Annotated in this window: 15 protein-coding genes; 14 read left to right on the top strand and 1 reads right to left on the bottom strand. The window is 43.7% G+C overall.

Translation table 11 applies throughout. The features are described 5' to 3' along the window. Nucleotides 1-75: 75 nt before the first annotated feature. From scfA to G590_RS0102590, 10 genes are all read left to right on the top strand, one after another. Nucleotides 76-222, top strand: coding sequence for a six-cysteine ranthipeptide SCIFF (gene scfA / locus G590_RS18160; protein WP_013281386.1), 147 nt, complete (start codon nt 76-78; stop codon nt 220-222). 104 nt (nt 223-326) lie between these two features. Further along, nucleotides 327-1763: a thioether cross-link-forming SCIFF peptide maturase gene (scfB, locus tag G590_RS0102630; protein ID WP_022764122.1), complete on the top strand. Its 1437-nt coding sequence runs from the start codon at nt 327-329 to the stop codon at nt 1761-1763. A gap of 18 nt (nt 1764-1781) precedes the next feature. Further along, a complete protein-coding gene (locus tag G590_RS0102625; RefSeq protein WP_022764121.1) occupies nt 1782-4082 on the top strand; it encodes a protein translocase subunit SecDF in 2301 nt (766 codons plus the stop codon). 118 nt (nt 4083-4200) lie between these two features. Further along, entirely contained in the window at nt 4201-5997 is a 1797-nt protein-coding gene (recJ, locus tag G590_RS0102620; protein ID WP_022764120.1) for a single-stranded-DNA-specific exonuclease RecJ, read from the top strand. A gap of 139 nt (nt 5998-6136) precedes the next feature. Then, nucleotides 6137-7624 carry a UDP-N-acetylmuramoyl-L-alanyl-D-glutamate--2,6-diaminopimelate ligase gene (locus tag G590_RS0102615; RefSeq protein WP_022764119.1) on the top strand — a complete coding sequence of 496 codons (1488 nt, stop codon included), beginning with the start codon at nt 6137-6139 and terminating at the stop codon, nt 7622-7624. A gap of 303 nt (nt 7625-7927) precedes the next feature. Then, the gene (priA, locus tag G590_RS0102610; RefSeq protein ID WP_022764118.1) at nt 7928-10192 is read left to right on the top strand and encodes a replication restart helicase PriA; all 2265 of its coding nucleotides are present in this window, start codon (nt 7928-7930) and stop codon (nt 10190-10192) included. Nucleotides 10193-10245: 53 nt separating this feature from the next. Next, a complete protein-coding gene (def, locus tag G590_RS0102605; protein ID WP_022764117.1) occupies nt 10246-10764 on the top strand; it encodes a peptide deformylase in 519 nt (172 codons plus the stop codon). A 223-nt stretch (nt 10765-10987) separates the two neighbouring features. Continuing rightward, nucleotides 10988-12940, top strand: a complete 1953-nt coding sequence (locus G590_RS0102600) for a hypothetical protein (protein ID WP_155828710.1) — start codon at nt 10988-10990, stop codon at nt 12938-12940. 120 nt (nt 12941-13060) lie between these two features. Next, on the top strand, nt 13061-14053 hold the full coding sequence (gene fmt, locus G590_RS0102595; RefSeq protein ID WP_022764115.1) for a methionyl-tRNA formyltransferase: 993 nt from the start codon (nt 13061-13063) through the stop codon (nt 14051-14053). A gap of 10 nt (nt 14054-14063) precedes the next feature. Further along, on the top strand, nt 14064-14759 hold the full coding sequence (locus G590_RS0102590) for a zinc metallopeptidase (RefSeq protein ID WP_022764114.1): 696 nt from the start codon (nt 14064-14066) through the stop codon (nt 14757-14759). Between the two features lie 40 nt (nt 14760-14799). Here G590_RS0102590 and G590_RS0102585 read toward each other — a convergent pair whose 3' ends face one another. Beyond that, nucleotides 14800-15864: a LacI family DNA-binding transcriptional regulator gene (locus G590_RS0102585; RefSeq protein WP_022764113.1), complete on the bottom strand. Its 1065-nt coding sequence runs from the start codon at nt 15862-15864 to the stop codon at nt 14800-14802. A 233-nt stretch (nt 15865-16097) separates the two neighbouring features. Here G590_RS0102585 and G590_RS0102580 point away from each other — a divergent pair, with 233 nt between their 5' ends. The 4 genes from G590_RS0102580 to rsmB all read left to right on the top strand — a co-directional run bounded on the left by G590_RS0102580 (nt 16098) and on the right by rsmB (nt 25490). Continuing rightward, a complete protein-coding gene (locus G590_RS0102580; RefSeq protein WP_022764112.1) occupies nt 16098-17609 on the top strand; it encodes a glycoside hydrolase family 32 protein in 1512 nt (503 codons plus the stop codon). Between the two features lie 30 nt (nt 17610-17639). Further along, on the top strand, nt 17640-22724 hold the full coding sequence (locus tag G590_RS0102575; RefSeq protein ID WP_022764111.1) for a hypothetical protein: 5085 nt from the start codon (nt 17640-17642) through the stop codon (nt 22722-22724). 152 nt (nt 22725-22876) lie between these two features. Continuing rightward, nucleotides 22877-23947, top strand: coding sequence for a CPBP family intramembrane glutamic endopeptidase (locus G590_RS0102570; RefSeq protein WP_022764110.1), 1071 nt, complete (start codon nt 22877-22879; stop codon nt 23945-23947). A 157-nt stretch (nt 23948-24104) separates the two neighbouring features. Further along, nucleotides 24105-25490, top strand: coding sequence for a 16S rRNA (cytosine(967)-C(5))-methyltransferase RsmB (gene rsmB, locus G590_RS0102565; protein ID WP_022764109.1), 1386 nt, complete (start codon nt 24105-24107; stop codon nt 25488-25490). Nucleotides 25491-25499 lie beyond the last annotated feature (9 nt).

Raw genomic sequence — 25499 nt, 5'->3', positions numbered from 1 at the left:
GTAATTTATGATATACTAAATCGACATAAAACTCGAAGTGCGAAGAATGAGCATTTTCAAGTAGGAGGCAATATTATGAAGCATGTAAAGTCATTAGTAACCAGAAATCTTAAGGAATCAATGAAAAAGGGCGGATGCGGTGAGTGCCAGACATCATGCCAGTCAGCTTGCAAGACATCATGCACAGTAGGTAACCAGAGCTGTGAGCAGCTTAGCAAGTAATTTTTACCGATAAGTTAAGCAATCATGTTGGGCAGCGACCCCATTCATCGGTCGCTGCCTATTCTTGCGTTATATGATTTTATTAGTTAGGAGTTTTTATTTTTATGGTTCACGCGTACACAAACAACGGCTACAACATAGTTCTGGACGTGAATTCGGGATCTGTTCATGTTGTGGATGACGTTGTTTTAGACCTTGTTCCCATCGTAGAGGAGAAGCTTGTAAGTTATCATGGCACAGCGGCTGCACCTGAAGGTGAGGACAGGGAAGGAGATGAGGATTTTCAGAAGCTCTTTAACGAGATAATCCTCATGCCTGAGATATCTTCGAAGTACTCGCCTGAGGACATCGGAGAAGCTATTTCCGAGCTTTTGGAGCTCAGAGCAGCAGACGTTCTTTATACAGACGATGTATATGAGAACTATGTAGAAGAATTCCAGGAGAGAGATACGGTTGTTAAGGCGCTCTGCCTCAACATCGCACACGATTGCAATCTTCGTTGCAAGTACTGTTTCGCCGATGAGGGTGAATACCACGGAAGGCGAGCTCTTATGAGCGAGGAAGTCGGCAAGGCAGCTCTTGATTTCCTTGTTAAGAATTCCGGAAACAGAAGAAATCTTGAGGTAGATTTCTTTGGCGGAGAGCCTCTCATGAACTGGGAGGTTGTCAAGAAGATAGTAGAATACGGTCGCAGCATTGAGAAGGAGCATGACAAGAACTTCAGGTTCACGATCACTACAAATGGAACGCTTCTTAATGATGAGATTCTCGATTATGTTAATAAAGAGATGGGGAACATTGTTCTTTCCATCGACGGCCGCAAGGAAGTCAATGATTTCATGCGCCCCAGAAAGGGCGGACAGGGCTGTTATGACGATATAGTTCCCAAGTTTAAGAAGGTTGCGGAATCCCGTCATCAGCTTCGCTATTTCGTAAGAGGTACATTTACTCACAATAACCTTGATTTTTCAGAGGATGTTAAGCATCTGGCAGACCTTGGCTTTAAGCAGATTTCTGTTGAGCCTGTTGTTGCCAAACCGGATGACTGGTATGCTTTGAAGGATGAGGATATTCCCAAGCTCTGTGAGGAATATGATAAGCTTGCGAAGTTCTATTTGGAGCGACGCAAAGAGGGAAAAGGTTTTAACTTCTTCCACTTCAATATAGATCTTGAGGGCGGTCCATGTGTGGCCAAGAGACTTTCCGGCTGCGGATCGGGATGCGAATATCTGGGTGTTACACCGTGGGGAGATCTCTACCCGTGCCATCAGTTTGTAGGCAATGAAGACTTTATAATGGGAAATGTCTTCGAGGGAATTAAGAGAGACGACATCCGTGAGATGTTCAAAAAGAGCAATGTTTACTCAAGACCTGAGTGCGAAAAGTGTTTTGCCAGATATTATTGCAGCGGCGGTTGTGCTGCCAATGCTTATAATTTCAACGGCGATATCAATACGACATATAAGCACGGATGTGAGCTTCAGAGGAAGCGCATCGAGTGTGCGATTATGATAAAAGCAGCATTAGCTGAAGAAGGTTAAATGGAGGAATAATAAGTCATGAAAAGGTTAAAGTATGTATTGGCGCTGATCCTTACCCTTGGACTTCTTGGGGGAATCGGATACTCAGCAGTTTTCGGACTTGGCGCCGATAAGTCAGGATCACTCAGCAGTATTGATCTCGGACTTGATCTTGCAGGTGGTGTCAGCATCACTTACGAGGTAGTTGGTGATGGCACTCCCAGCAAAGAGGATATGTCAGATACCATTTACAAGCTGCAGCAGCGTGTGCAGCAGTACAGTACAGAGTCTCAGGTTTATCAGGAAGGTACAAACCGTATAAACATTGAGATTCCCGGTGTGTCAGATGCTAACAAGATCCTTGAGGATCTGGGACAGCCCGGAAATCTTTATTTCATAGCCCAGACTGATGCAAACGGCAATGATAACTACACATATCATTCCGGAATCACAGAGGATGGAAATATTGAAGTTGATGAGAACGGCGTGATGATCTACGGCTATCAGCTCAACAAGACAATTGAAGAGCTTCAGGCTGAAGGATCAATTGTTCTTGGCGGTGAGGATGTAGAAGCTGCTCAGGCAGCATACCAGCAGGATTCATACGGAGCACAGGAGCCGGTTGTTTCTCTTGAGTTTACAGAGAACGGAGCCAAGGCTTTTGCAGATGCAACAACCAAGGCTTTTGCAAACGGTGAGAGCATCGGTATCTACTATGACGGACAGTTCATCAGTGTTCCTAATGTTCAGGCTGCCATTACAGACGGTAAGGCGGTTATTACAGGAATGAGCTCATTTGAAGCGGCAGATAATCTTGCTTCAATGATCCGTATCGGTGGACTTAAGCTTCAGCTCAATGAACTTCGTTCAAACGTTGTAGGTGCTCAGCTTGGTAGCGATGCTATTAAGACAAGCCTTTATGCAGCAGCTGTTGGATTTGCGCTTATTGCAATCTTTATGATCGTATTCTTCAGACTGCTTGGCTTATCTGCAACACTTGCTCTTGCATTTTACTCAGGACTTATGGTATTCCTGTTATCTGCCTTTGAGATGACACTTACTCTTCCGGGTATTGCAGGTATCATCCTTTCAATTGGTATGGCGGTTGATGCCAACGTGCTTGTATTCTCCAGGATCAAGGAGGAGATTGCAGTCGGTAAGCCTGTTGATGAGGCAAGAAAGAACGGATATAACAAAGCGCTTTCATCAATCCTTGACGGTAACATTACTACTCTTATCATTGCAGCCGTATTGCTGTGGAAGGGCACAGGAAGCATTAAGGGATTTGCAGAGACTCTTATCCTTGGTATTATCCTTTCAATGTTTACCGCACTTGTTATTACAAGATGGATCACATCTATACTTTACGGAATCGGACTTCAGAGCCCTGTTCTTTACGGTAAGGCCAAGAAGGTTAAGAAGTTTGACTTTGTTGCTAAGAGAAAGATTTTCTACGCTATCTCATGCGCAATCGTTATTGCCGGTGTAGTAGTTATGGGTGTTAATGCATCAGCAGGTAAGGGTGCATTTAACTACAGCCTTGATTTCGTTGGTGGAACATCAACAACTGTTACATTTGACAAGGCATACACTCTTGCTGAACTTGAGTCAGGAGTAAAAGAAGATATCAAGAGCGCAGCAGGCATCAATGAGGTCCTTATCCAGACAGTTACCGGAACAAATCAGGTTATCTTTAAGACATCAACTCTTACAGTTGATCAGAGAGAAGCTGTTGATCAGATACTTGAGGCCAATTACGGTGTAACACCTGAGAATATTGCTGCAGAGACAATCAGTGGTGTTATCAGTTCAGAGATGAGAACAGATGCTATTGTTGCTCTTGCTATTGCGCTTGTCTTGATGCTGATCTACATCTGGATCAGATTCAAGGATATCAAGTTTGGTGCAGCAGCAATTATAGCTCTTGCCCATGATGCACTTATTGTGGTTGTATCTTACGCATTTACAAGACTTGCAGTAGGTAACACATTCATCGCAGTAGTACTCACAATCATCGGTTACTCCATCAACGACACAATCGTAACCTTCGACCGTATCCGTGAGAACCTGCACCTTGCTACTGGCAAGAAGGAACTGGAAGACCTGGTTAACACCAGTGTATCCCAGACTGTTACACGAAGCCTCTTTACATCAGCAACTACATTCTTTACAGTATTTGCTCTTTACATTTTCGGTGTAGCTGATATCAAGGCATTTGCTCTTCCTCTTATGGTTGGCGTAATCTGTGGTACATACTCATCAATCTTCATTGCATCACCTATGTGGTATGACCTCAAGACAAGCTTTAAGAACTTCATTGGAAGCAAAAAAGCTGAATAAGGTATAAAAATAGGACACCGTTCATGTTTATAATAATATGAACGGTGTTTTTTTACCCTTTTGAGCATTTTATGCAAGGGTATAGACATCTTTTAGTATGGATTTGGGGAGTGTTTGTATGTCAAAATGGATGGTGAAGATGAAGAAGGCTGACTTTGATGCGATAGCTGATAAGTTCGGAATAAACAGGATCACAGCCAGGCTTCTTACCAATAGAGGGCTTTCTACTGATGAAGAGATAATGCGATATCTCTCGGGAGATGCTTCAATGCTTCATGACCCTGCGGAACTTTTTGATATTGAAAAGGGAGCGGAAGTGATACTAGGAAGGATTTCCGATGGAGCACATATCAGGGTGATAGGAGATTACGATGTAGATGGCATTTGTTCTTCTTACATTCTGGTCAAGGGCCTTGAGCTTTTTGGGGCTGATGTGGACTATGTTCTTCCTGACAGGGTCAAGGACGGATATGGCCTTAGTATCAAACTGGTAGACGACGCAATTGCAGAAGGTCGTGACACCATAATTACATGTGATAACGGAATTGCTGCATTTGAACAGGTCAGACATGCCAAGGATGAGGGCCTGACAGTGGTTGTCACCGATCATCACGAGGTCCCTTTTGAAGAAGGAAGTGACGGCGACAAAGAGATACTTCCTCCTGCAGATGCAGTCATAGACCCCAAGAGAAGAGAAGGAAGCTGCAGCTTTAAGGAGATATGCGGAGCTGTTGTTGCATACAAGTTTCTTCAGATGATGGCCAGAATCTCTAAGAGGGATAAAGAGGAAGAAGTTAAGGCTTTCTTTGATGAAATGCTCATCTTTGCCGGAATCGCAACAGTCTGTGATGTTATGGAACTTCGCGATGAGAACAGGATAATCGTCAAGGAATCATTAAATCGGATAGCGTACACACAAAATGCCGGCCTTAAGGCCCTCATTAATGTTAATGATCTTGATGCTAGAAAACTGTCTGCATTCCACTATGGCTTTGTGATTGGTCCCTGTCTTAATGCCACAGGACGACTTGATCTGGCATCACGCGCTCTTTCTCTTTTTCTGGAAGAGGACATCAACAAGGCAGCACGTATGGCTCAGGATCTCAAGGATATGAATGATTCCAGAAAGACTATGACCGTTCAGGGTGTTGATGCTGCGGTTGCCGAAATAGAGAAGATGACTGAGGGGGGAGAGCTTCCCAAGGTTCTTGTTGTATATCTCCCTGATGTTAACGAATCTATTGCGGGAATCATAGCAGGAAGGATCAAGGAAAAATATTACAGACCTACGATCATTCTTACCAACGGAGCAGAGGGGGCAAAGGGATCCGGAAGATCAATAGAAAGTTATGATATGTTTAAGGCGCTTTCAGCCTGCAAGGATCTGTTTACGAAATTTGGCGGACACAAGATGGCGGCAGGATTATCACTTCCTGTTGAGAACATAGATATTCTGAGAACAAGACTTAATGAGCAGTGCATGCTGACTGAAGAGGACTTTGTGCCGGTGCTTAAGGTAGATATGGTTCTACCGTTCAGATATGCTGACATGGATTTTGTCAGGGAACTTGAGAGACTTGAGCCCTTTGGGAACGGCAATGGGAAGCCTATATTTGTTCAAAAGGACATTAAACTCCTCTCTGGTAGGATTCTCGGCAAAAACAGAAACTGCGGGAAATACAGAGTATGTGATGAATCGGGCATGGCCTGTGATATGATGTATTTTGGAGATCTGGATGGCTTTAATGAATTTCTTGAAAGTGAGTTTGGAGCAGAAGGAGTAGAGGATCTCTACGCCGGAGATGTTAAGAACGCAATGACTATTAAGGCAGCTTTCTATCCTAATATTAACAGCTATATGGGAAGAGAAAGCGTTCAGCTGGTAATGAGCGATTATTCGAAAAATACTCCATAAACCACAAAAACACACGCGAAGCGTGTGTTTGCGGTTTCTTATGAGGGGGAGATGTGAGCTAGTTCACATCTATAAGAATAATATAATACACATTTGTGTCGTAAATGTGACGAAAATATTAAAAATTGGAGGTCGACAAATGAAGCTAGAAAAACTGCTGGAAGGGCTTGAATACAGAATTACTGCAGGAAACAGTGAAAAAGAACTGAATGCAGCTGATATTGAGATTAAAAATGTAATAAATGATAACAGGAAAATTGAAGAGGGATCTCTTTTTATTTGTATTAAGGGCGCTAATTTTGACGGACATTCCTGCGCAGCAGATGCAGATGAGAAAAAGGCAGCAGCTATAGTTGCAGAATCTGATGTTGAGCTTCCCGAAGGGTCAGAGCTGCCTGTTATAAGAGTTGCAGACACCAGATATGCAATGGCATTTATTTCTGCAGCATATTTTGATCACCCGGCTTCCAAACTTAAGACAATCGGTATAACAGGAACCAAAGGCAAGACCACTACTACATATCTCATCAGGAGTATGCTTGAGAATGCCGGATACAAGGTAGGACTTATCGGAACTATTGAGGTAATAATCGGCGACGAGCATATTCATGCTGAGAATACAACACCTGAGTCATATACCCTTCAGGAGTACATGTCCAGAATGGTCCAGGCAGGATGTGATGCTGTAGTCATGGAGGTTTCTTCCCAGGGACTTATGCTTCACAGAAGCCAGGGATTTATTTTTGATATCGGAATCTTTACAAACATTGAACCTGATCATATTGGCCCTAATGAACACAAGGACTTCGAAGATTACATGCATTGCAAGGGACTTTTATTTAAACAGTGCAAGGTGGGTATCTGCAACGGAGACGATATCCATACCGAGGATATCCTTGAAGGTCATACCTGTGACGTTGAAACCTATGGATTTAACAAGGATGTGGACATTCGTGCCATCAATCTTGCATATATCAGAAAACCGGGCAATCTCGGAGTCTTCTTTGATACAGAGGGACTTATCAATATGCATGCAGAGATTACAAACCCCGGCAAGTTCAGCGTCTACAACGCACTTTGTGCAATTGCTGTTGCAAGGCACTTTGGCTGCAGTCCTGAGCAGATTGCTCCTGCACTCAAGGATGCCAAGGTTAAGGGCAGAATAGAGATGGTCAAGGTATCTGATGATTTCACACTGATGATTGACTATGCCCACAATGCGATGGCTCTCAAATCTCTTTTGACAACACTTCGTGATTACCGTCCCAACAGACTTATCTGTCTCTTTGGCTGTGGCGGCAACAGAAGTAAGCTTCGCCGCTTTGAGATGGGAGAAGTCTCCGGAAGATATGCGGATTTCACCATAATCACATCTGACAATCCTCGTTTTGAGGAGCCTCTCGACATTATTAACGACATCGAGACCGGTATCAAGAAGACAGATGGCAAATACATCAAGATTACAGACCGCAAGGAAGCCATAGCTTATGCCATCGATCACGGCGAGCAGGGTGACATCATTGTTCTCGCCGGCAAAGGTCACGAGGACTACCAGGAGATCAAGGGCGTCAAATACCACATGGACGAGCGCGAACTCATCCAGGAAATACTCGACGAACGCAAATAATGAAGGACTTGGGGCGGCTCTGCCTGGGGGCTCCCGGCCAATATATGTGATCATTTTCTCGTTGTCCTAAGCGCTCCACTGAGCCCTGGACATCAATTTCTACGTGCATAGGCACTAAGAAATTGATAGGTCTCATCTCCGCAGGACAAGACTCAAAAATGCTCACATATATTGGCCGGGAGCCCTCCAGTCAGAGCCGCCTTCAAATAATTTACGTTTAGATGAGATCGTCTAAGGAATCAGATTAGGGCGTGGTATAATAGCCTATATGTTTTTGATACTGAATACGTAAAGGAGTTACACTTGGAAAGAGAAGCAGCACTTTACGCGAATATAATTATTGATATATCACATGAGAAAGTTGATAGACTTTTTCAGTATAGAATTCCGGACAGGCTGAGGGGAAAGGTGGCTGTCGGGGACTGTGTTATTGCGCCTTTTGGTAAGGGAGATACCCAGAGGAAGGGGTATGTGATCGAGCTTACGGATGAGGCTAACTGGGATCCGGATAAGATTAAGGAGATCATAGCAGTGTCCGGTGATATGACTTCTGCTGATGATATATCCATTAAGCTTGCGGCCTGGATGAAGAGGAACTACGGCGGTACCATGAATGCTGCTCTTAAGACGGTGCTCCCTTCCGGCAAGAAGATGAAGAGGCAGGTGCATAAGTTTGTGTCCCTGCGGATGCCACTGAGGGAGGCAACGGAGACGTACTACGAGTGTATCAGGAAGAAGCAGAAGGCCAGAGAGAGGATTCTGAAAGAACTTCTTGATAACAGCGATGAGAGGATTCCCTATGAGCTTATAACGGATAAGCTCGGTGTGAGCTCACAGACCCTTAAGAGCATGAGCGAAGCAGGGATTATCAGGATAGAGAGTGAAGAGTATTTCAGAACTCCAATGGCAGGAACTTCTTCAAGATATGAAGATAAGGTGCTAAGTCCTGAACAGCAGAGTATTGTCGATACTGTCAGTTCGGACTACGACAATGGCAAAAGAGATACCTACCTTATCCACGGAATTACGGGAAGTGGTAAGACAGAGGTTTATATAGCGCTTATAGATAACATGATAAAACGAGGGAAACAGGCAATTGTCCTGATCCCTGAAATTGCCCTGACTTATCAGACCTTGATGCGCTTTTACAGACATTTCGGAGACAGGGTTTCCGTAATGAATTCATCGCTTTCTCCCGGTGAGAAGTTTGACCAGATGGAGAGGGCGAGGTGTGGAGATATTGATATAATCATAGGGCCGAGATCAGCTCTTTTCACACCGTTTCCAAATACAGGAATAATTATCATTGACGAGGAGCATGAGCAGACTTACAAAAGCGACAATGCTCCCAAATATCATGCGAGAGAAACAGCGATTGAGCTTGCAAGGTTGTTGCCGGACGGAGCATGCGTTGTGCTGGGTTCTGCCACTCCATCGCTTGAGTCATATTACCGTGCCAAGTCCGGTGAGTATCATCTGTTTGAACTAAACAGAAGACTTACAGGAGGTACGCTTCCGGAGGTTGAGATCGCTGACCTCAGGGAGGAGCTAAGAGCCGGTAACCGATCAATTTTCTCATTAAGACTTCAGGAGCTGATGACAGACAGGCTCTCAAAGGGTGAGCAGGCGATGCTCTTTATCAACAGAAGAGGTCTTGCGGGATTTGTCTCCTGCAGATCATGTGGCCATGTGTTTAAGTGCCCTCACTGTGATGTGTCTTTGTCAGAACACAGAGGAGGAAGACTTGTATGTCACTATTGCGGACATGAGGAGCCAAGACCCAAGATATGCCCGAAGTGCGGCTCTAAGTATGTATCATCCTTCAGGGCAGGAACACAGCAGATTGAGGATGAAGTTAAGAAGTTCTGGCCACAGGCAAGGGTTCTTAGGATGGATGCTGATACTACCAGAACCAAGGGCAGTTATGACAAGATATTATCTGCCTTTGCAAACAGGGAAGCGGATGTCCTTGTGGGAACGCAGATGATAGTAAAGGGCCATGATTTCCCGGATGTTACGCTGGTTGGTATACTTGCAGCGGATATGTCACTCTATGCCAGTGACTTCAGAGCCAGTGAGAGAACTTTCCAGCTCCTGACTCAGGCGGCGGGAAGAGCCGGAAGAGGCGTGCGACCCGGAAACGTAGTGATACAGAGCTATCAGCCTGAGCACTACAGTATTCAGACGGCATCGAGGCAGGACTATTTGTCTTTTTACAGGGAGGAAATATCCTATAGAAAGCTTCTGCGCTATCCGCCTGTATCGCACATGATGTGTGTTCAGCTCTTTTGTAGGGACGAAGATGAGGGAATGGAGTTTGCAACAAGACTCAGGGCTGTAATGGAACAGCAGAAGGTAACCAGCGCGGTCTTCATCGGACCGGCATTTGGCAGTATAGGTAAGATTAACGATGTATTCAGAATAGTATTGTATGTTAAGCTTGATGACTACAATGCTCTGGTAGGCCTTAAGGATATGCTTGAGAACTATATCAAAGAGCTTGAAGCTATGGGCAGGTTAAAGACAATTACAGTGCAATTTGACTTTGACCCCATGCATACCGTATGATTAGGTTACGTACAATTTAAATTAAGTTTTTAATATTTATATAGGAGTAAAAAATGGCTTTAAGACAAATAAGAGAATATGGAGATGACGTACTTGCCAAGGAGTGCAGGGAAGTCAAAGAGATAACACCAAGAGTGCGTGAGCTGGTAGAGGATATGCTCGATACCATGTATGACGCAAACGGTGTGGGACTTGCAGCACCACAGGTTGGTGTTCTTAAGAGAATCGTTGTAATTGACGTATCCCCGGAAGCAGATCAGCCGCTTGTAATGATCAATCCGGTCATCCTTGAGAAGGACGGAGAACAGACGGGATACGAGGGATGTCTTTCACTTCCCGGTAAATCCGGTATCGTAACAAGACCGAATCACGTAAGGGCCAGAGCGATGGATCTTGACGGCAACGAATATGAAATTGAGGGCGAGGAGCTTCTTGCCAGAGCAATCTGCCATGAGCTTGACCACCTTGACGGTCATATGTATGTTGAGAAGGTAGAAGGAGATCTTGTGGACAACGAAGACCTTGTAGCTCAGCAGGAAAAAGAATACGAAGAAAACGGAGATGCAACCTGATATGGGTTGCATCTTTTTTGCGTTAAAAAGTCATGTGAAATTAAGTTTCTGTTGTGCACGTTTTTTAGTGATGATGAGTTGCGGTTTAGGGTGAATTTTATGCTTTTTTAATAGATTCCACATACCTCGAAGGCTTATTATGACTTTGCTGCGTGAGCGCAGCTATGAAAATGGTTAATGAAAAAGTCTTTATAAAAAATGCAAATCAATCGGAGGTATTTGTGTGATGTACAGAAAGGTTTTAGCTAGTATTACTGCAACAGCAATGGTTATTTCAATGTTAGCAACTGCAGGATTTTCTTCTTATGCTTTTGAAGGGGAGCCTGCAAGAACTGAGACGGTACAGGGCAGCTCTGACACTGAGCAGGAGCCTATTGTTATTGTAGGTGATGTTGTTGTTGAGGCTACTGAGAACTATAGTTCAAGTGCCATTAATACTTATGGTCAGGATGTCAGTGTGAACGGATCTGTTGAAGGTCAGGTTCTTGCTCACAATAATAGTGATGTAAATATATCCGGTGATGTGGTTTCTAACGGAGATAACTCTCTTGCAATCGGCGGAAATTATAACGGACTGGTTACCGCTGGTAGCGGCGCAACAGTTAATATTGGCGGCAATGTGGATGGATCAAGAATTATCACAGACAGGCATGAAATGGGCGGATATGACACCATGTATAATCGCGAAACCGGTAATGTGACTAAGTTATGGGATTATGAGACTGAAACAGTTTCAGGTGGAGCAGGCTCAGGTGTCAGTGTAGATAATGGTGGAAGTGTAAGCGTCGGTGGTGACGTTGTGGCCGGTATGAATGGAGCTTATGTAATGGGCGAGTCATCTCTTTATGTAGGAGGAGATGTTGTGTCTAACGGTCAGGAAAGAGTAGATTCCGGATGGCTTTATGATGCTAATAACGGTGCAGTCATCAAAATGAGAGATGCTGTAGATGAATATGGCAATGTGAGGAGATACGAAAACGGAAATATCGTCAGGGAGCCCTATGTTGAGTCATATACTAACAGAGAGCATTTCGGATTTTCATATACGAACGGTAACGGTATATATACTGATGGAGAGGGTAATATTGTAGTTGGCGGTAATGTATCAGGACAGGACTACGGAATCAGTATAACAACCAGCTATCCTGATAAAAACGGCAGATCCGGTTCAATTGTGGTCCTGGGTACTATAAAGGCTGACGAAGTTGGTATAAATATCGGCAGTGATTATGAAATGGGTCACTATATTGAAGATGAGACCGGTACTACTGAAGAAAAGAATGAAAAGGCCGGCAAGGCTTTTGCAAAAGAGATTCCTGAAATCACAGTATATGCTATTGATGCACCCAAGGCGATAACAGATGGCAGATATGAAGACGGAGATACTATTCGGAATTATGATGCATACAAGGTGGCATATAACACAATCGTAAATGCCATCAACTACATCATTAAGCAGGATGATTCATCCAATGAGCAGTATGGTATCAGGGTAAATGCTACACAGACCACTGTCGCAGGGCAGGATATCCTGACTACAAAGATCAATCAGGCATTTAGTGTGGCAGCAAATCTTCCTGAGGGATATACCATCGATGGTGGTAACAATGTATCTGTAGTAGAAAACGGTGACGGAACATTCACACTTACTCTTACCGATGTAAAGGGCGGAATCAACATTAAGGCTAAACTCAGACCTGTTTCTGATTCAAGTCAGGATAATACTTCTGCTGCGGTAGTAGTAGAGGAAGTTAGTACTTCAGCTCCTGCAGGAGGCGTAGTGGTTACAAATGCAAGCTCAGCACCTTCTGATCAGCAGACAGCAGAACTGATCTCTAAGATAAGTGGAGACAGACCTGCCCAGACAGCTACATTTGACTTTGGCAAGATTTCAGTTGCGCAGTATAAAGAAGCAGTTATTTCAAATGTTCAGTCAGTTCCACAGAACGGAGCGTTAAATATCGTTTCCAACAAACTCTCAGTATTTGATACATCTATGATGCAGGCCATTTCTGCCAGAAGCGATATTGATGTAAACGTAGTATTCAGCTATGGCGGCAAGCAGTACAAAGTTGTTATTCCTGCAGGCTATGATGTAATGAGCCTTCTGGATGAGCATGGATACTGTGGATATTTAAGACTTTTGGCAATTTTGGGTGGACAGGAAATTGCATGATAACAGAATAAAATGAAAGGAGCTCGGGATGACATATTCATCCCGGGCTTTTTTCATATCCGGGGCATGAATGGTAAAAACGTGATATAATTGAGGCTGTCATAAAGGAGAGAGATTATTATGAAAATAGTATTTATGGGCACCCCTGATTTTGCCAGGTCAGCCCTTGAAAAAATAATTGAAGCCGGACACGAGGTTGTCCTTGTGGTAACACAGCCGGATAAGCCAAAGGGAAGAAGCGGAGAGCTTCAGCCCTGCGATGTTAAGGTGTGTGCTCTTGAGCACAATATCCCGGTGTTTCAGCCTGTTAAGATCAAGCAGCAGGAGCACGTTGATTATCTTAAGACTGTCGATGCTGATATATTCGTAGTTGCTGCATTTGGGCAGATTCTGTCACAGGAGATATTGGATATTCCGAAATTTGGTTGTGTCAATATCCATGCATCCATCCTTCCTGAGTACAGAGGAGCTGCGCCTATCCAGCAGGCAATCATTGACGGCAAGAAGACCACAGGTGTTACCATCATGCAGATGGCAGCAGGAATGGATACCGGAGATATCCTCATCCAGAGAGAGATTAAAATTGATGAGGAAGAGACCGGAGGAAGTCTTTTTGACAAGCTTTCTAAACTTGGAGGAGAACTTATTGTTGAGGCTCTTCCTAAAATAGAAAAAGGTGAGCTGACACCAATCCCTCAGGATGAAGCACTTGCGACCAAGTGTGGCAAGCTCTCCAAGGATATGGGCAAAATTGATTTTTCAAAAGATGCTGAGACTATCAGAAACCTTATAAGAGGTCTGAACCCATGGCCATCAGCCTTCACAACCCTTGGAGGCAAGATGCTCAAGATCTGGCATGCCAAGACTCTTTCACCTGTTGATTTCGGAGCGCTTTGTAACAATCTTGCTCCTGAAGATATTTCTAAGGCAAAAGAGCTTGAAAATGCGAGAGCATATGGAAGCATTATTGCGGTACTAAAAGATTCTTTTGTTGTCATTACAGGAGACGGATATCTTAAGATCACAGAGGTACAGCTTGAAGGCAAAAAGAGAATGGATGTTAAGTCTTTCCTTCTTGGCAATAAATTGGAAATCGGTACAGTTCTGAAGTGAGGTAGAGAATATGTATTACAGATATGGAATGGGAATAGACCCGATGTATATTCTGACAATCATAATGGCTATTGTTTGTATGGTGGCCAGCGCAAGAGTGTCGTCTGTTTATAAGAAATACAACAAAATACGCAGTATGAGCGGTATGACAGGGGCTATGGCTGCAATGGAGATCCTAAGACGCAACGGAATAACCGATGTGGCAGTGCAGCATGTTCCGGGTAATCTTACCGACAACTATGATCCCAGGACAAAAACTGTTAATCTCTCAGATGCCACTTACGGATCAAATTCAGTTGCAGCAGTAGGTGTTGCTGCTCATGAATGTGGTCATGTTCTGCAGCATCACACCGGTTATGTTCCGCTTCAGATAAGATCGGCAATATTACCTGCTGCGAGCATAGGGTCAAAGGCAGGGATTCCTATTATTTTATTGGGAATGTTCTTTAGTTTTTCACCGCTTATCACTATCGGCATCTGGGTTTTCTCTCTGGCAGTTCTGTTCCAGGTTGTAACGTTGCCGGTTGAGTTCAATGCTTCTCACAGAGCTCTCGTAATGCTGGAAGACTATGGGATTCTTGGGAATGAAGAGGTTGATTCTTCCAGGAAAGTCCTCACTGCCGCAGCCATGACCTATGTTGCCAGCGCTGCATCAGCGGTGATACAGCTCCTTAGACTGGTCCTTTTAAACAACAGAAGAAGATAAAAAGCAATAAGCCTGCGGAATGATCTCCGCAGGCTTATTTTTATTGATGGTTTTGTATTGATCCTGTTGATTGCCTGTAAATGATATCGGTTTCTATGTAGGTCTTTTTATAGGGCATACTGGGAGTTGCAATCCTGGCAAGCAGAAGGTCTGCAGCTGTATAGCCCATAGAACTGCTGTGTATCTTAATGGTGGTGAGGTTTGGCTCGATGATGGTTGCTTCGGGCGAATTATCGAAGCCGCATACCAGCACGTCTTCAGGAATTCTTTTTCCAAGAAGCTTAAGAGCTTTCATCGTGGATGTGGCCAGGAAATCATTGGCACAGAAGAAAACCTCGGGCAGCGCATTAAAGGATCGGATTTTTTCGGCTATAAATGCCGGGTCATAGTAAGGACTGGAGTCATCATCGAGAATGCACAGATCGTTTCTAACGCCTATGCCATTATCTGTAAGGGCCAGAACATACGCCTGCCATCTTTCGCTGAAGGACTGACAATGGAATCTGTCACCCACAAAGGAAATGTTTCTTTTACCCTCTGCTATCAAAGAGTTTATCAGGCGGTAGACGCTGGAGAGATTCTCCATGTAAAGCGTATCTGCCTCCAGACTGCTCGTTTGCATTATCGGAGTATCGACAAACAGAATTGGTATATTCTGTGAGCAAAGGAATCTGCTGTAATCAAGAGAAAAGAGCTCAATACACAGAATTCCGGCAATGTTATCCAGATTGAGATTGGCCGGAAAACACAGATTATCTATCTCGTAGTCCTTGATTATGTTTATGGAAAGCTTGTAGCCAAGAGAATCTATCTTGTTCTGAAAGGCCTCGAGCAGCTTTGTTCCTGAGTGGGATGCACCGGGAAAAGAGTGGGTGAACAGTGCAATCTCCATTTTGTCTTTTGATGCAAATAAAGCGTTTGCTGTCTGGGCAGGAGCAGCTTCTATTGTTGTGAACTGCTTATAGCCCATAGCAGTCGCCATCTGGCATATCTTATTTCTTGTATCGGCTGATACGCTTCCTGAGTTGTTGAGTGCTCTTGATACTGTGTTTCTGGACATCCCCAGTGCGTCAGCTATTTCTTGTAGTGTTACTCTGTTTCCCATAATTCCCCCCAAAAATTATCTGTACTGGATAATATGATACCTTGAGCGGGTGCAATGTGTCAAATGCAACATTGCTCGGCTTCTGCAATGTACAAAATGCACAAAAATGTCACGTGCAACAAGTAGTATTACACGAAAATATGCGGCATATGCACTTTGTAATTGATACAAATGAATCATAATGATATTATAATGCTGTCAAAAGATGGTGCAAAAGCACCAAAGGAGGGACTATGAAAAAGATAAAGGCGCTTATAGTGGCCGGGGTAGTTGCAACCTGTTGTCTTGGTTGTGCCAACGAAGTACCGGAAGCAGAGAATGTGGAAGTACCGGATGAGCGGTATCTTGGAGAGAGTATTGAAGATCATGTTTTGTTTCCTTCATCAAGTGAAGGTTTGATCGGAGATACGATGCCATTTTATGATGATGGGACTTTTAATATTTTCTTTCTTGCGGACCAGAGAGACGGTAAACAGGGATATCATCCCTGGGGACTTATGCAGACTAAGGACTTCACTACTTATGAGGACTGCGGAATTGTCATAAACTACGCAGATGACGTTGAAGATCAGGATATTGCTCTTGGTACCGGAAGCGTGATCAAGGGGAATGACGGTAAGTATCATGCTTTTTACACAGGTCATAATGACATGTTTGAACCCAAGGAAGCAGTTATGCATGCAGTAAGCAGTGACCTTAAGAACTGGGAAAAGATTCCCGAGGATACGCTCTACGCCGGCGATGTATACTCGCAAAACGACTTCAGGGATCCCTATGTATTTTACACGGATTCAGAGAACTGCTATTCAATGCTGGTAGCCACCAGGAAAGACAACATGGGTGTAATAGCCAGATACACATCAACTGATCTGAAAAACTGGGAGGACGCCGGAGTATTTTTTGAAAATGATATGGGAACGGACTCCAATCTGGAATGTCCTACGCTCCTTGAGTACCAGGGAAAATGGTATCTGTCCTTTTCGGATCAATGGCCTCACAGGCTTGTACATTATCGAATATCGGATAGATTCGACGGACCCTTTGAAATACCGGACAGAGATATTTTTGACTGCAACGGCTTTTATGCGGGAAGGATGGAAACTGACGGAGAGAACTTGTACATAGTCGGATGGAATGGTACCAAGAAAAGCCATACCGATTCTGAGGAATACGACTGGGGTGGCAATATGGTCACACATCTTTTAAAGAAGCATGAAGATGGAAGTCTTGCTCCTGTTCTGAATCCGGAGATTGAAGCTCTTTTATCAAATGAAATAAAGGCTGAGCCGGTAAAGATGTCTCAGTCAGCATCCTTTGACGACGGAAGCATCTCTTTTTCGGGGGAAAAATATGAGATGGCAGGGTTTAAAGAACTATCCGGAAGTTACATAGTAAGTACCACTGTTAAGGATTTTGATAAAGAGGGGATGTTTGGTTTTTGCTTTAACACAAACGAAGAAAATGTGGGAAGACTGAACATAATATTCAATGCGGCAAACAGTAGGATCGAGTTCTACAACGGAAGCAATATCATGGAGAGATCGGCGCAGTCCTATGTGGATTACGATATTGCGGATAAGGACGAACTCAATATTTCAATGATGATAGCTGATGGCGTTGTGTGCATGTACGTAAATGATGAGATTGCTTTTACAACAAGGATGTATTTGTCACAGGCGTCAGACTGGGGAGTTTTCAGCATAGGTTCCAAGGCATGCTTTGAACACATCAGGGTTTGCAAGTGAGTATAGCTTTTTAGCTGAAGGGAGAAACTTATGGGGAATATTACTAAAAGAGCTTTAGGCATAATTTGGGGGCATAAGAAGGTTTCGGGAATAATTATGCTGGGTATTATGGCCTGTGCAACTGTCGCTGTTTCTGTGTTTGCAAGGGGAGAGACAAAGGAAATCATAACTATAGAAGATGAAATAGTTGCGCTGGCAAATATATGGCCTGCATCTTTTACAGATGATGCGTACGTTGAACCGGAATTTGTCGATGATGAGAACAGGACAAATAATGCATTCAATGTGGCTGATTTCGGAGAACAGGGAGAAAACGGCTGGTTTTACAGATATGGCTCGCCGCTGGATCCGGTTAAGTCAAAAAGAATAGAATCTTTTGACGGTGACAGGTATTTTCAGCCGGGGAAAACAGGGCTTGAAGTCAAGTCAAACTTCATTCATACGGCTGAAGGAACAGCTCCTGTTCTTGAGTGGAGAGCCGCAGAAAGCGGAGATGTCAACATAGAGTTTGCTTATGTTAAAAATGTCAATAATGACAAGAACCCCAACTATCCGGATGGAGTGACTTTGTACGTCTATAAGGGAGAAGAAGCTATAGCAAGATACTCTGTCGATGCCAAGACCGATAAGGAAGAGGTAGTGGAAGAGGCAATAAAAAACGTGCATGTTGAAGAACTGGAAAGCCTTTATTTTGTTGTTGATCCAAACATGAACAATGCCTACGACGGTGGATCACTTTATGTGGCAATAGCTGACGTTAATGCTAAGGGGGCTGTTGCAATAAGAGATGGAAAAAGAATTGATAACAACGCATACTATGTCGATGATTTCGGACCTCAGGGAAGCAACGGCTGGACTTACATGTGCGGTAAGAGCGTTTCGGATGCAAAGCTTGTATCCACTGAGAAAAACGGTGAGTACATGAACTGCACTTCACCAAATCTCACCATCAGTCAGTTCTTTATCCATCCGGCGATAAATGATGCTGCGATGCTGTGCTGGCAGCCTTTTACTGATGGAGCAGTTGAAATCAGAGGTACTTATACAAAGTTTGAACAAAATGATGGTAATCCCGACTGGCCTGACGGAGTTACGGTTTCTGTTTATAAAAACGGGGATAAGCTCTTTTCCCAAAAGGTATCTGCCCCTGCGAAGGGAACAAATGAGATATCTTTCAGAGAAAAAAACGTGGCAATCACTACTAAGGACAGGCTTTACTTTGTGGTTGATGCCGGAGAAAATGCGTCTTACGATGGCGGAAGCTTTGATATCTCCATTCTGGACAGGACTAACGTCACGACAGAAAATGATGTTGTTATTGAGGGGAATGATACAAGGGAAAACTATGCTGATGTAAAGTATGACTTCGGGAAACAGGGAGAAAATGGCTGGTTTTATCAGGAAGGCTTCGAGGATGAGGCTGTTGGAGCCATAAACATGACCCGCTTTGAGGAAGAAGAGTACAGATATTTTGACAGCAGTTATCTTGAGATCAAAAACGACTTTGTAAATCCGGGTAAGGGCAAGTCTGCTGTTATTAAGTGGAAGGTTGCCAGGGACGGAAACATAAAGATTGATGCCTCATATACCAAGTTTAAAAACGAGGATAAGAATCCCGGCTGGCCGGATGGCACAAGAGTTACGTTGTATCATAATGAGACGATGCTGGTTCGTGAGGAGTTTGCAGCAGACAGAAAGCAGGAAGTAACAAAACGTATGGATGTGCAATCTCTGGCTGTTAAAAAGGATGATTGCATCACAATGGTGATCAACGGAAAAAACAATAATGCGTATGATGCCGGTAAATATGAGTTTTCTATTTTTGATCTTGCAGGTGCTGTTACCGAAGAAGATATAACAATCGATGAAAGCGAGACAAGACAGAACTTTGCTGATGTCAGGTATGACTTTGGACAGCAGGGAGAAAACGGATGGTTTTATCAGGAGTCTAAGGGTGACGCTCCGTTTGTTGCCTACAATATGAGAAATTATGATCCGGGTGAGGAACGCTATAAGGATAAAAGAGATCTGGAGATCAAAAGAGATTTTGTAAATCCGGGTAAGGGTAAGTCGGCTGTTATAAAGTGGAAGGTTGCTCAGAGCGGTGTGATAAAGATTGATGCTGCTTACACCAAACTTAAAAATGAGGACAAGAATCCAAGCTGGCCTGACGGAACAAGGGTTACTCTTTATCACAACAAAGATGTTTTGTTGCAGCAGGAATTTGAAGCTGATACGGAAAAAGAGATAACAAAGCGCCTGGATGTTTCATCACTTAATGTCTCAAGAGGCGATTACATTGCCATGGTGATAAACGGTAAGGAAAACAATGCCTATGACGCCGGTAAATTTGAGTTTTCAATCAAAGGATTATCACCGCTTGCCGGAGAGACCGAGGATAATGTGATTGATTGGGGAAGTGCCCGAACAAATAACGCCTCTGTTCAGGAGGATTTCGGAAAACAGGGCAGCAATGGATGGTGCTTCCAGTCGGGATACTATCTTGACCCGGGTTTTGCGGTAAATGTAGAGAGGTTTGTGGATGATGATAAGTACATCACCAGGGACGGAATAGAGATAAAGCGCGATTATATCATGCCTGCCAATAAGGGTAGGAGCGCTAACGTGAAGTGGGTGGTTGCTGAGGATGGAACAATTGATATCCTGGCATCCTACACAAAGCTTAAGAATGAAGATGCCAACCCTGACTGGCCTGACGGGGTGACGGTATACCTTATGAAAAACGGAAGCGTACTCCGTCAGGAGGATTTTGAGCCTCTGACTGACAGAACAGTGACAAAGGATTTTACTGTTGAAGGACTTGATGTAAACAAAGGAGACCGTATTACCCTTTTGGTGGACGGAAAAGAAAACACGGCATACGACGGTGGTAATTTCACTTTTGTGATTGAAGACGCAGAGCTCAAAACGATGAAAATGGTGAATAACAGCGGAGAGAATCGTGCAAATCTTGCTTATGACTTTGGTGAGCAGGGAAGTAACGGCTGGTATTATCTTGAGGGCAGAAGTATAGACAGAGCAGAAGTTCTCTCGGTCAAGACAACTGACAATGCCGGATATGTTTCAAGAAAGCAAAAGAACCTTGAGATAAAAAAGGACTTTGTACAGCCAAGACTTAACGCTGATGCAATGTACAAATGGGTTGTGGCTGCAGACGGAAACATCGATGTTACGGGCCGGTATGTAAAGTTCGGACATGAAGACCCCAACGAGAACTGGCCGGATGGTGTTACAGTTAACATCTACAATAACAGTACAAATATCTACAACACTGTTTGTGAATGCTCCAAAGGTGAAGGAAACGATAACGTAAGAGACATAGATATTAAAAAACTTCAGGTGAAGAAGGGCGACATCCTGACATTTGATATCGGATGCAATGATAACAATGCATGGGATGGTGGAAGACTGGAGATTGATATTGCCGATTCCGATGAGATTAAGGTTGTTGTCGGAGATGAAGTAAGGACGAATAAAACTGTACTCGGAAAACTGTCGGATCTTAAGCAGGGCACAGACGGATGGTGGTTTTTGGAAGGCAGCAGCCTTAGCTCTGCAAGAGTTCTGAGCTATATGAATGAAGATAAGACTGCGTTTGTCTCACCTGCAAATAATGGTCTTGAGATGAAAAAAGACTTCGTTCACCCCGGGGAAAAGAAAGCAGCCATATATCAGTGGGTGGTATATGAAGACGGACAAATTGATGTGCTGGGGGATTATACAAAGTTCGGTCATAATGATGAGAATCCCGACTATCCTGACGGAGTAAAGTTTGGCGTTTATTTGAACGACGAAAACCTCCAGTCGGAAGAGGTTCATGTTTTAAAAGGTGATGGCAATGATAATAAGATAACCTTCATGTTCGATAAACTTGAGGTGAAGAGAGGAGATAAGCTTTCTTTTGTTATCGATGCGGGAAGTAATATTTCTTTTGACGCAGGAAGACTGTCTGTTTCTGTCTATGAAGTGAAGCAAAATCCTGAAGGAGCAGAAGAAAGGACCAATAATACAAGTCTCTATGAAGCTTTCGGCGAGCAGGGATCGGACGGCTGGTACTACGGAATGTGTGACTGGAATGGCGAAAATTTCGAAAGGCTTGACTATGACAGTGACAATGAGAGATATTACAACAATGGAAAGCCTGAGCTTAAGCGCGACTTTGTTGAACCGGGCAATGGACGAAATGCCGCATATCAGTGGGAGGTCGCACAAACCGGCAAGATAAGGGTACTTGGAGAATATGTCAAATTTGCCAATGATGCTGATCCTGACGCAAATGGCGTATGCATGAGGATTTTTGTAAACGGAGAAGAAAAGAAGTGGATCGGTGGAGATACTCAGGGTAACTTCTCTTCTGAAATAGTCAAGGGCTTTGATGAAGTATACACCGTTCATGAAGGGGATATTATTACATTTGCGATAGATCCTGACGGCAATGACAGTTACGATGGCGGAAGACTTACAGTAAGCATTGGCAATGCTGACGGAGATATTAATGAAGCCGAAGATCCGAAAGATATACCTGACGATAGTAACGATGAACCTGAGGACATTTCTGATGATGTAGATGATGATTCAAATGATGATGCAAATGATGATGATAGGACCAACAACACGAATTTGCTGACTTCTTTCGGAGCACAGGGTCAGGATGGCTGGTATTACGGAATGTGTGACTGGAATGGAACAAACTTTGAAGAACTGGATTATGACAGCGATAACAACAGGTATTATAATGACGGAAAACCTGAACTGAAAGCAGATTTTGTCGAGCCAGGAAATGGCAGGAATGCAGCCTATCGGTGGGTAGCAGCTCATGATGGCGCTATAAAGGTTATGGGAAACTATACAAAGTTTGCTAACAGTGATGATGCCGATGCAAATGGCGTGTGTATGCGAATTTTCCTTAACGGAGAAGAAAAGAGATGGATCGGCGGTGATACACAGGGGAATTATGACTATGAAATAGTAAAAGACTTCTATGAGGAATTCACCGTTTCAAAAGGAGATGTCATCACGTTTGCCATAGATCCTGATGGTAACGACAGTTACGATGGCGGAAGACTTCTTGTTACAATCGAATCTGCCGAATAAGGTGAACAATTTGTGAAGTCTGCGGAATAACCCCCGCAGACTTCTTTTTTATGATATTCTAAATTGAGTGTAAATTCCGCTCAAATCAGTGTAAGGGGAACACAATTTATGGTTTGGGTGTTAAATTGTATATTCAAGGAGAAAATGAAAAGATGAGTGTTAATGAGAGAAAAAAGTTATATGTCTTTTTTGCTGTAGCCTTCGGTGTTACAGCAATCATGAGTGTATTTATGTTCATCGGTCTCAGGGGAGGAAAAGATCTGACAGCCTTTGTAAATGCGATGATGACTTACCCTGCATGCGGAGTAATACTGGGAATGTTGTTTTTTGACAGGAAGGAAAAGAAACTTCCGATGGTCGGCTTTGGGGCATTTCTTGTTACGGCGCTTATAATGATGATAATCGCTTTAATATCTGTATTTGCGCCTGAGCAGATGATCGACAGCGGAGCCGGAATCGTCTCCAACTGGAATCTGTACAGTCAGTATGTACTTATCGCAGGAAGCGTTGTTTCTTATATTGCCTTTTGGGCATGTGGAAGAGAAAAGAGAGAAAATACGGGACTTTGCAGAAAGAACATTGTTCTCAGTATAGTGATGATCCTTGTTTTCCTTGTTCTGTTCTTTGGCAGGTTTTATACTGCACAGCTTGCAGCCAACGTTGGAGCCGGAGAGGGAATCGGTGATTTCTCAGATTTGAATGCCATGGTCTTTAATCCTATGAACTGGCTTAATGCAGCGATGATCATGATCAATTTCCCTATAACCATGATCGCGTTTCTTGGTGAAGAGTACGGCTGGAGATACTATTTACAGCCCATTATGCAAAAGAAATTCGGTCTCAGACTCGGCGTTATTCTGGTCGGCGTTATCTGGGGAGTATGGCATACAGCTGCTGATTTCATGTTCTATAGCACAGATTCTGGTCCGCAGCTGTTGGTAACACAGATTATAACCTGCGTTACAATGGGAATTTTCTTTGGCTATGCATATATGAAGACGCAGAATATCTGGACAATCGCGATCATGCATTTTATCAATAACAATTACGTTGTTATATTTACCGGCGGAGATGTTAACGTACTTCAGAACCAGAGCCTGGAGTGGTCACATCTGCCGATCATGTTATTCAGAAGCCTGATCTTTGCACTGTTCATCTTGGCACCGATCTTCAACAAGAAAAAGGTGGCAGATGACATCAATACTTTAGATACTGCTGTCTGATTTGAGATGATTTTGGCCCCCGGGGACGGAGTCAGGAGGTCATTTTCAGAATATTCTGAAAATGACCCCTTGACTCCGTCCCCGGGGGCCATTTTTGTTTGACAAAAATCCATAATACATCAGATAATTGAATATATATAAGTACTTGGAGATTAGCATGGCAAACATAAGAGAGATAGTTCTCAATATCCTTATTGAATACGACAGGGATGGCATCAGGAAGCCATCCCTTTTAAAAGACAGCCTTAATAAATACGATTATCTGGAGAGCAGGGACAAGGCCTTCATGAAGAGGGTTGTGGACGGCTGTATCGAGAGACAGATACAGATCGATTATATCCTCAACTCTTTTTCCAAGACCAAAGTGGACAAGATGCAACCCTTCATAAGAAGCCTTCTGAGGATGAGTGTGTATCAGATCATGTTCATGGATGCGGTTCCGGATTCCGCGGCATGCAACCAGGCTGTTAAGCTGGCACAGAAGCACAAGTTTGCAGGGCTTAAGGGCTTTGTTAACGGAGTGCTTCGAAACATTGCCCGTAATAAAGAGAAAATCGAATATCCCTCAAAAGATGAAAAGAACGGCATAGCATACCTCGAGGCTCTTTATTCCATGCCCGAGTGGATATGCGAGATGTGGGTAAGCACTTACGGCTTTGAAAAAACAGAGGAAATACTTAAGTTCTTCCTGCAGCCAAGGCCTACAACAGTGCGCCTTAAAAACGGCTGTGACAAGAAAGCTTTCGTAAAAGAACTCGAATCAATCGGAGTGGTTGTAACAGAAAGTGACATCCTTCCGTATGCACTCAATCTTGAAAAGACCGACAATATCAGATTCCTTCCGGGGTTTGATGAGGGTCTGTTCTTTGCTCAGGATGTCAGCTCCATGATGGTTACAGAGATTGCGAATCCGCAGCCCGGACAGGTGGTTGTTGATGTCTGTGCCGCGCCCGGAGGAAAGAGCCTTCATGCAGCTGAGAGAGTATCAGGAGGCGCAGACGGCGCAGAGAGCAGCCAGGGTGTGGTGATCTCCAGAGATGTATCTGAGCACAAATGCGATCTTATCAGAGAAAACGCTGAGAGAATGGGATGTGCAAATGTGAAGGTTGAGCTTTACGATGCCAGGATCCACGACCGCAATATGGAGAACAAAGCCGATATTCTATTTATGGATCTTCCATGTTCAGGTCTTGGGATAATCGGAAGAAAGAACGATATAAAATATAACGTAACACGACAGAGTCTTACCGATGTGTCAAAGCTTCAGTGGGAGATAATAAAGACAGCCTGGGATTATGTTAAGCCCGGCGGAATCCTGATGTATTCGACCTGTACGGTAAACAGGGATGAGAACGAGGCCATGGTCAGCAGGATATGCTCAGAGCTCCCTTTTGAACCTGTAAACATTAAGGATATGCTTCCGCAGGCATTTAATGGCGGAGAGCTTGCAAAAACCGCTGAAAACGGTTATATTCAGCTTCTGCCCGGACAGTACGGCACCGATGGATTTTTTATCTCAAAGCTTAGAAGAAAAGAAAAATAACGGTATCAG

The organism is Butyrivibrio sp. XPD2006 (assembly GCF_000420865.1).
In the GTDB taxonomy this organism is placed as follows: domain Bacteria; phylum Bacillota; class Clostridia; order Lachnospirales; family Lachnospiraceae; genus Butyrivibrio.
This window is presented reverse-complemented; position numbering and strand designations above follow the sequence as displayed.

Bases quoted from the DNA above. Each gene is read 5' to 3' on its own strand.
- scfA (WP_013281386.1), top strand. From the start codon at position 76: ATGAAGCATGTAAAGTCATTAGTAACCAGAAATCTTAAGGAATCAATG.
- scfB (WP_022764122.1), top strand. From the start codon at position 327: ATGGTTCACGCGTACACAAACAACGGCTACAACATAGTTCTGGACGTG.
- G590_RS0102625 (WP_022764121.1), top strand. From the start codon at position 1,782: ATGAAAAGGTTAAAGTATGTATTGGCGCTGATCCTTACCCTTGGACTT.
- recJ (WP_022764120.1), top strand. From the start codon at position 4,201: ATGTCAAAATGGATGGTGAAGATGAAGAAGGCTGACTTTGATGCGATA.
- G590_RS0102615 (WP_022764119.1), top strand. From the start codon at position 6,137: ATGAAGCTAGAAAAACTGCTGGAAGGGCTTGAATACAGAATTACTGCA.
- def (WP_022764117.1), top strand. From the start codon at position 10,246: ATGGCTTTAAGACAAATAAGAGAATATGGAGATGACGTACTTGCCAAG.
- fmt (WP_022764115.1), top strand. From the start codon at position 13,061: ATGAAAATAGTATTTATGGGCACCCCTGATTTTGCCAGGTCAGCCCTT.
- G590_RS0102590 (WP_022764114.1), top strand. From the start codon at position 14,064: ATGTATTACAGATATGGAATGGGAATAGACCCGATGTATATTCTGACA.
- G590_RS0102585 (WP_022764113.1), bottom strand. From the start codon at position 15,864: ATGGGAAACAGAGTAACACTACAAGAAATAGCTGACGCACTGGGGATG.
- G590_RS0102580 (WP_022764112.1), top strand. From the start codon at position 16,098: ATGAAAAAGATAAAGGCGCTTATAGTGGCCGGGGTAGTTGCAACCTGT.
- G590_RS0102575 (WP_022764111.1), top strand. From the start codon at position 17,640: ATGGGGAATATTACTAAAAGAGCTTTAGGCATAATTTGGGGGCATAAG.
- G590_RS0102570 (WP_022764110.1), top strand. From the start codon at position 22,877: ATGAGTGTTAATGAGAGAAAAAAGTTATATGTCTTTTTTGCTGTAGCC.
- rsmB (WP_022764109.1), top strand. From the start codon at position 24,105: ATGGCAAACATAAGAGAGATAGTTCTCAATATCCTTATTGAATACGAC.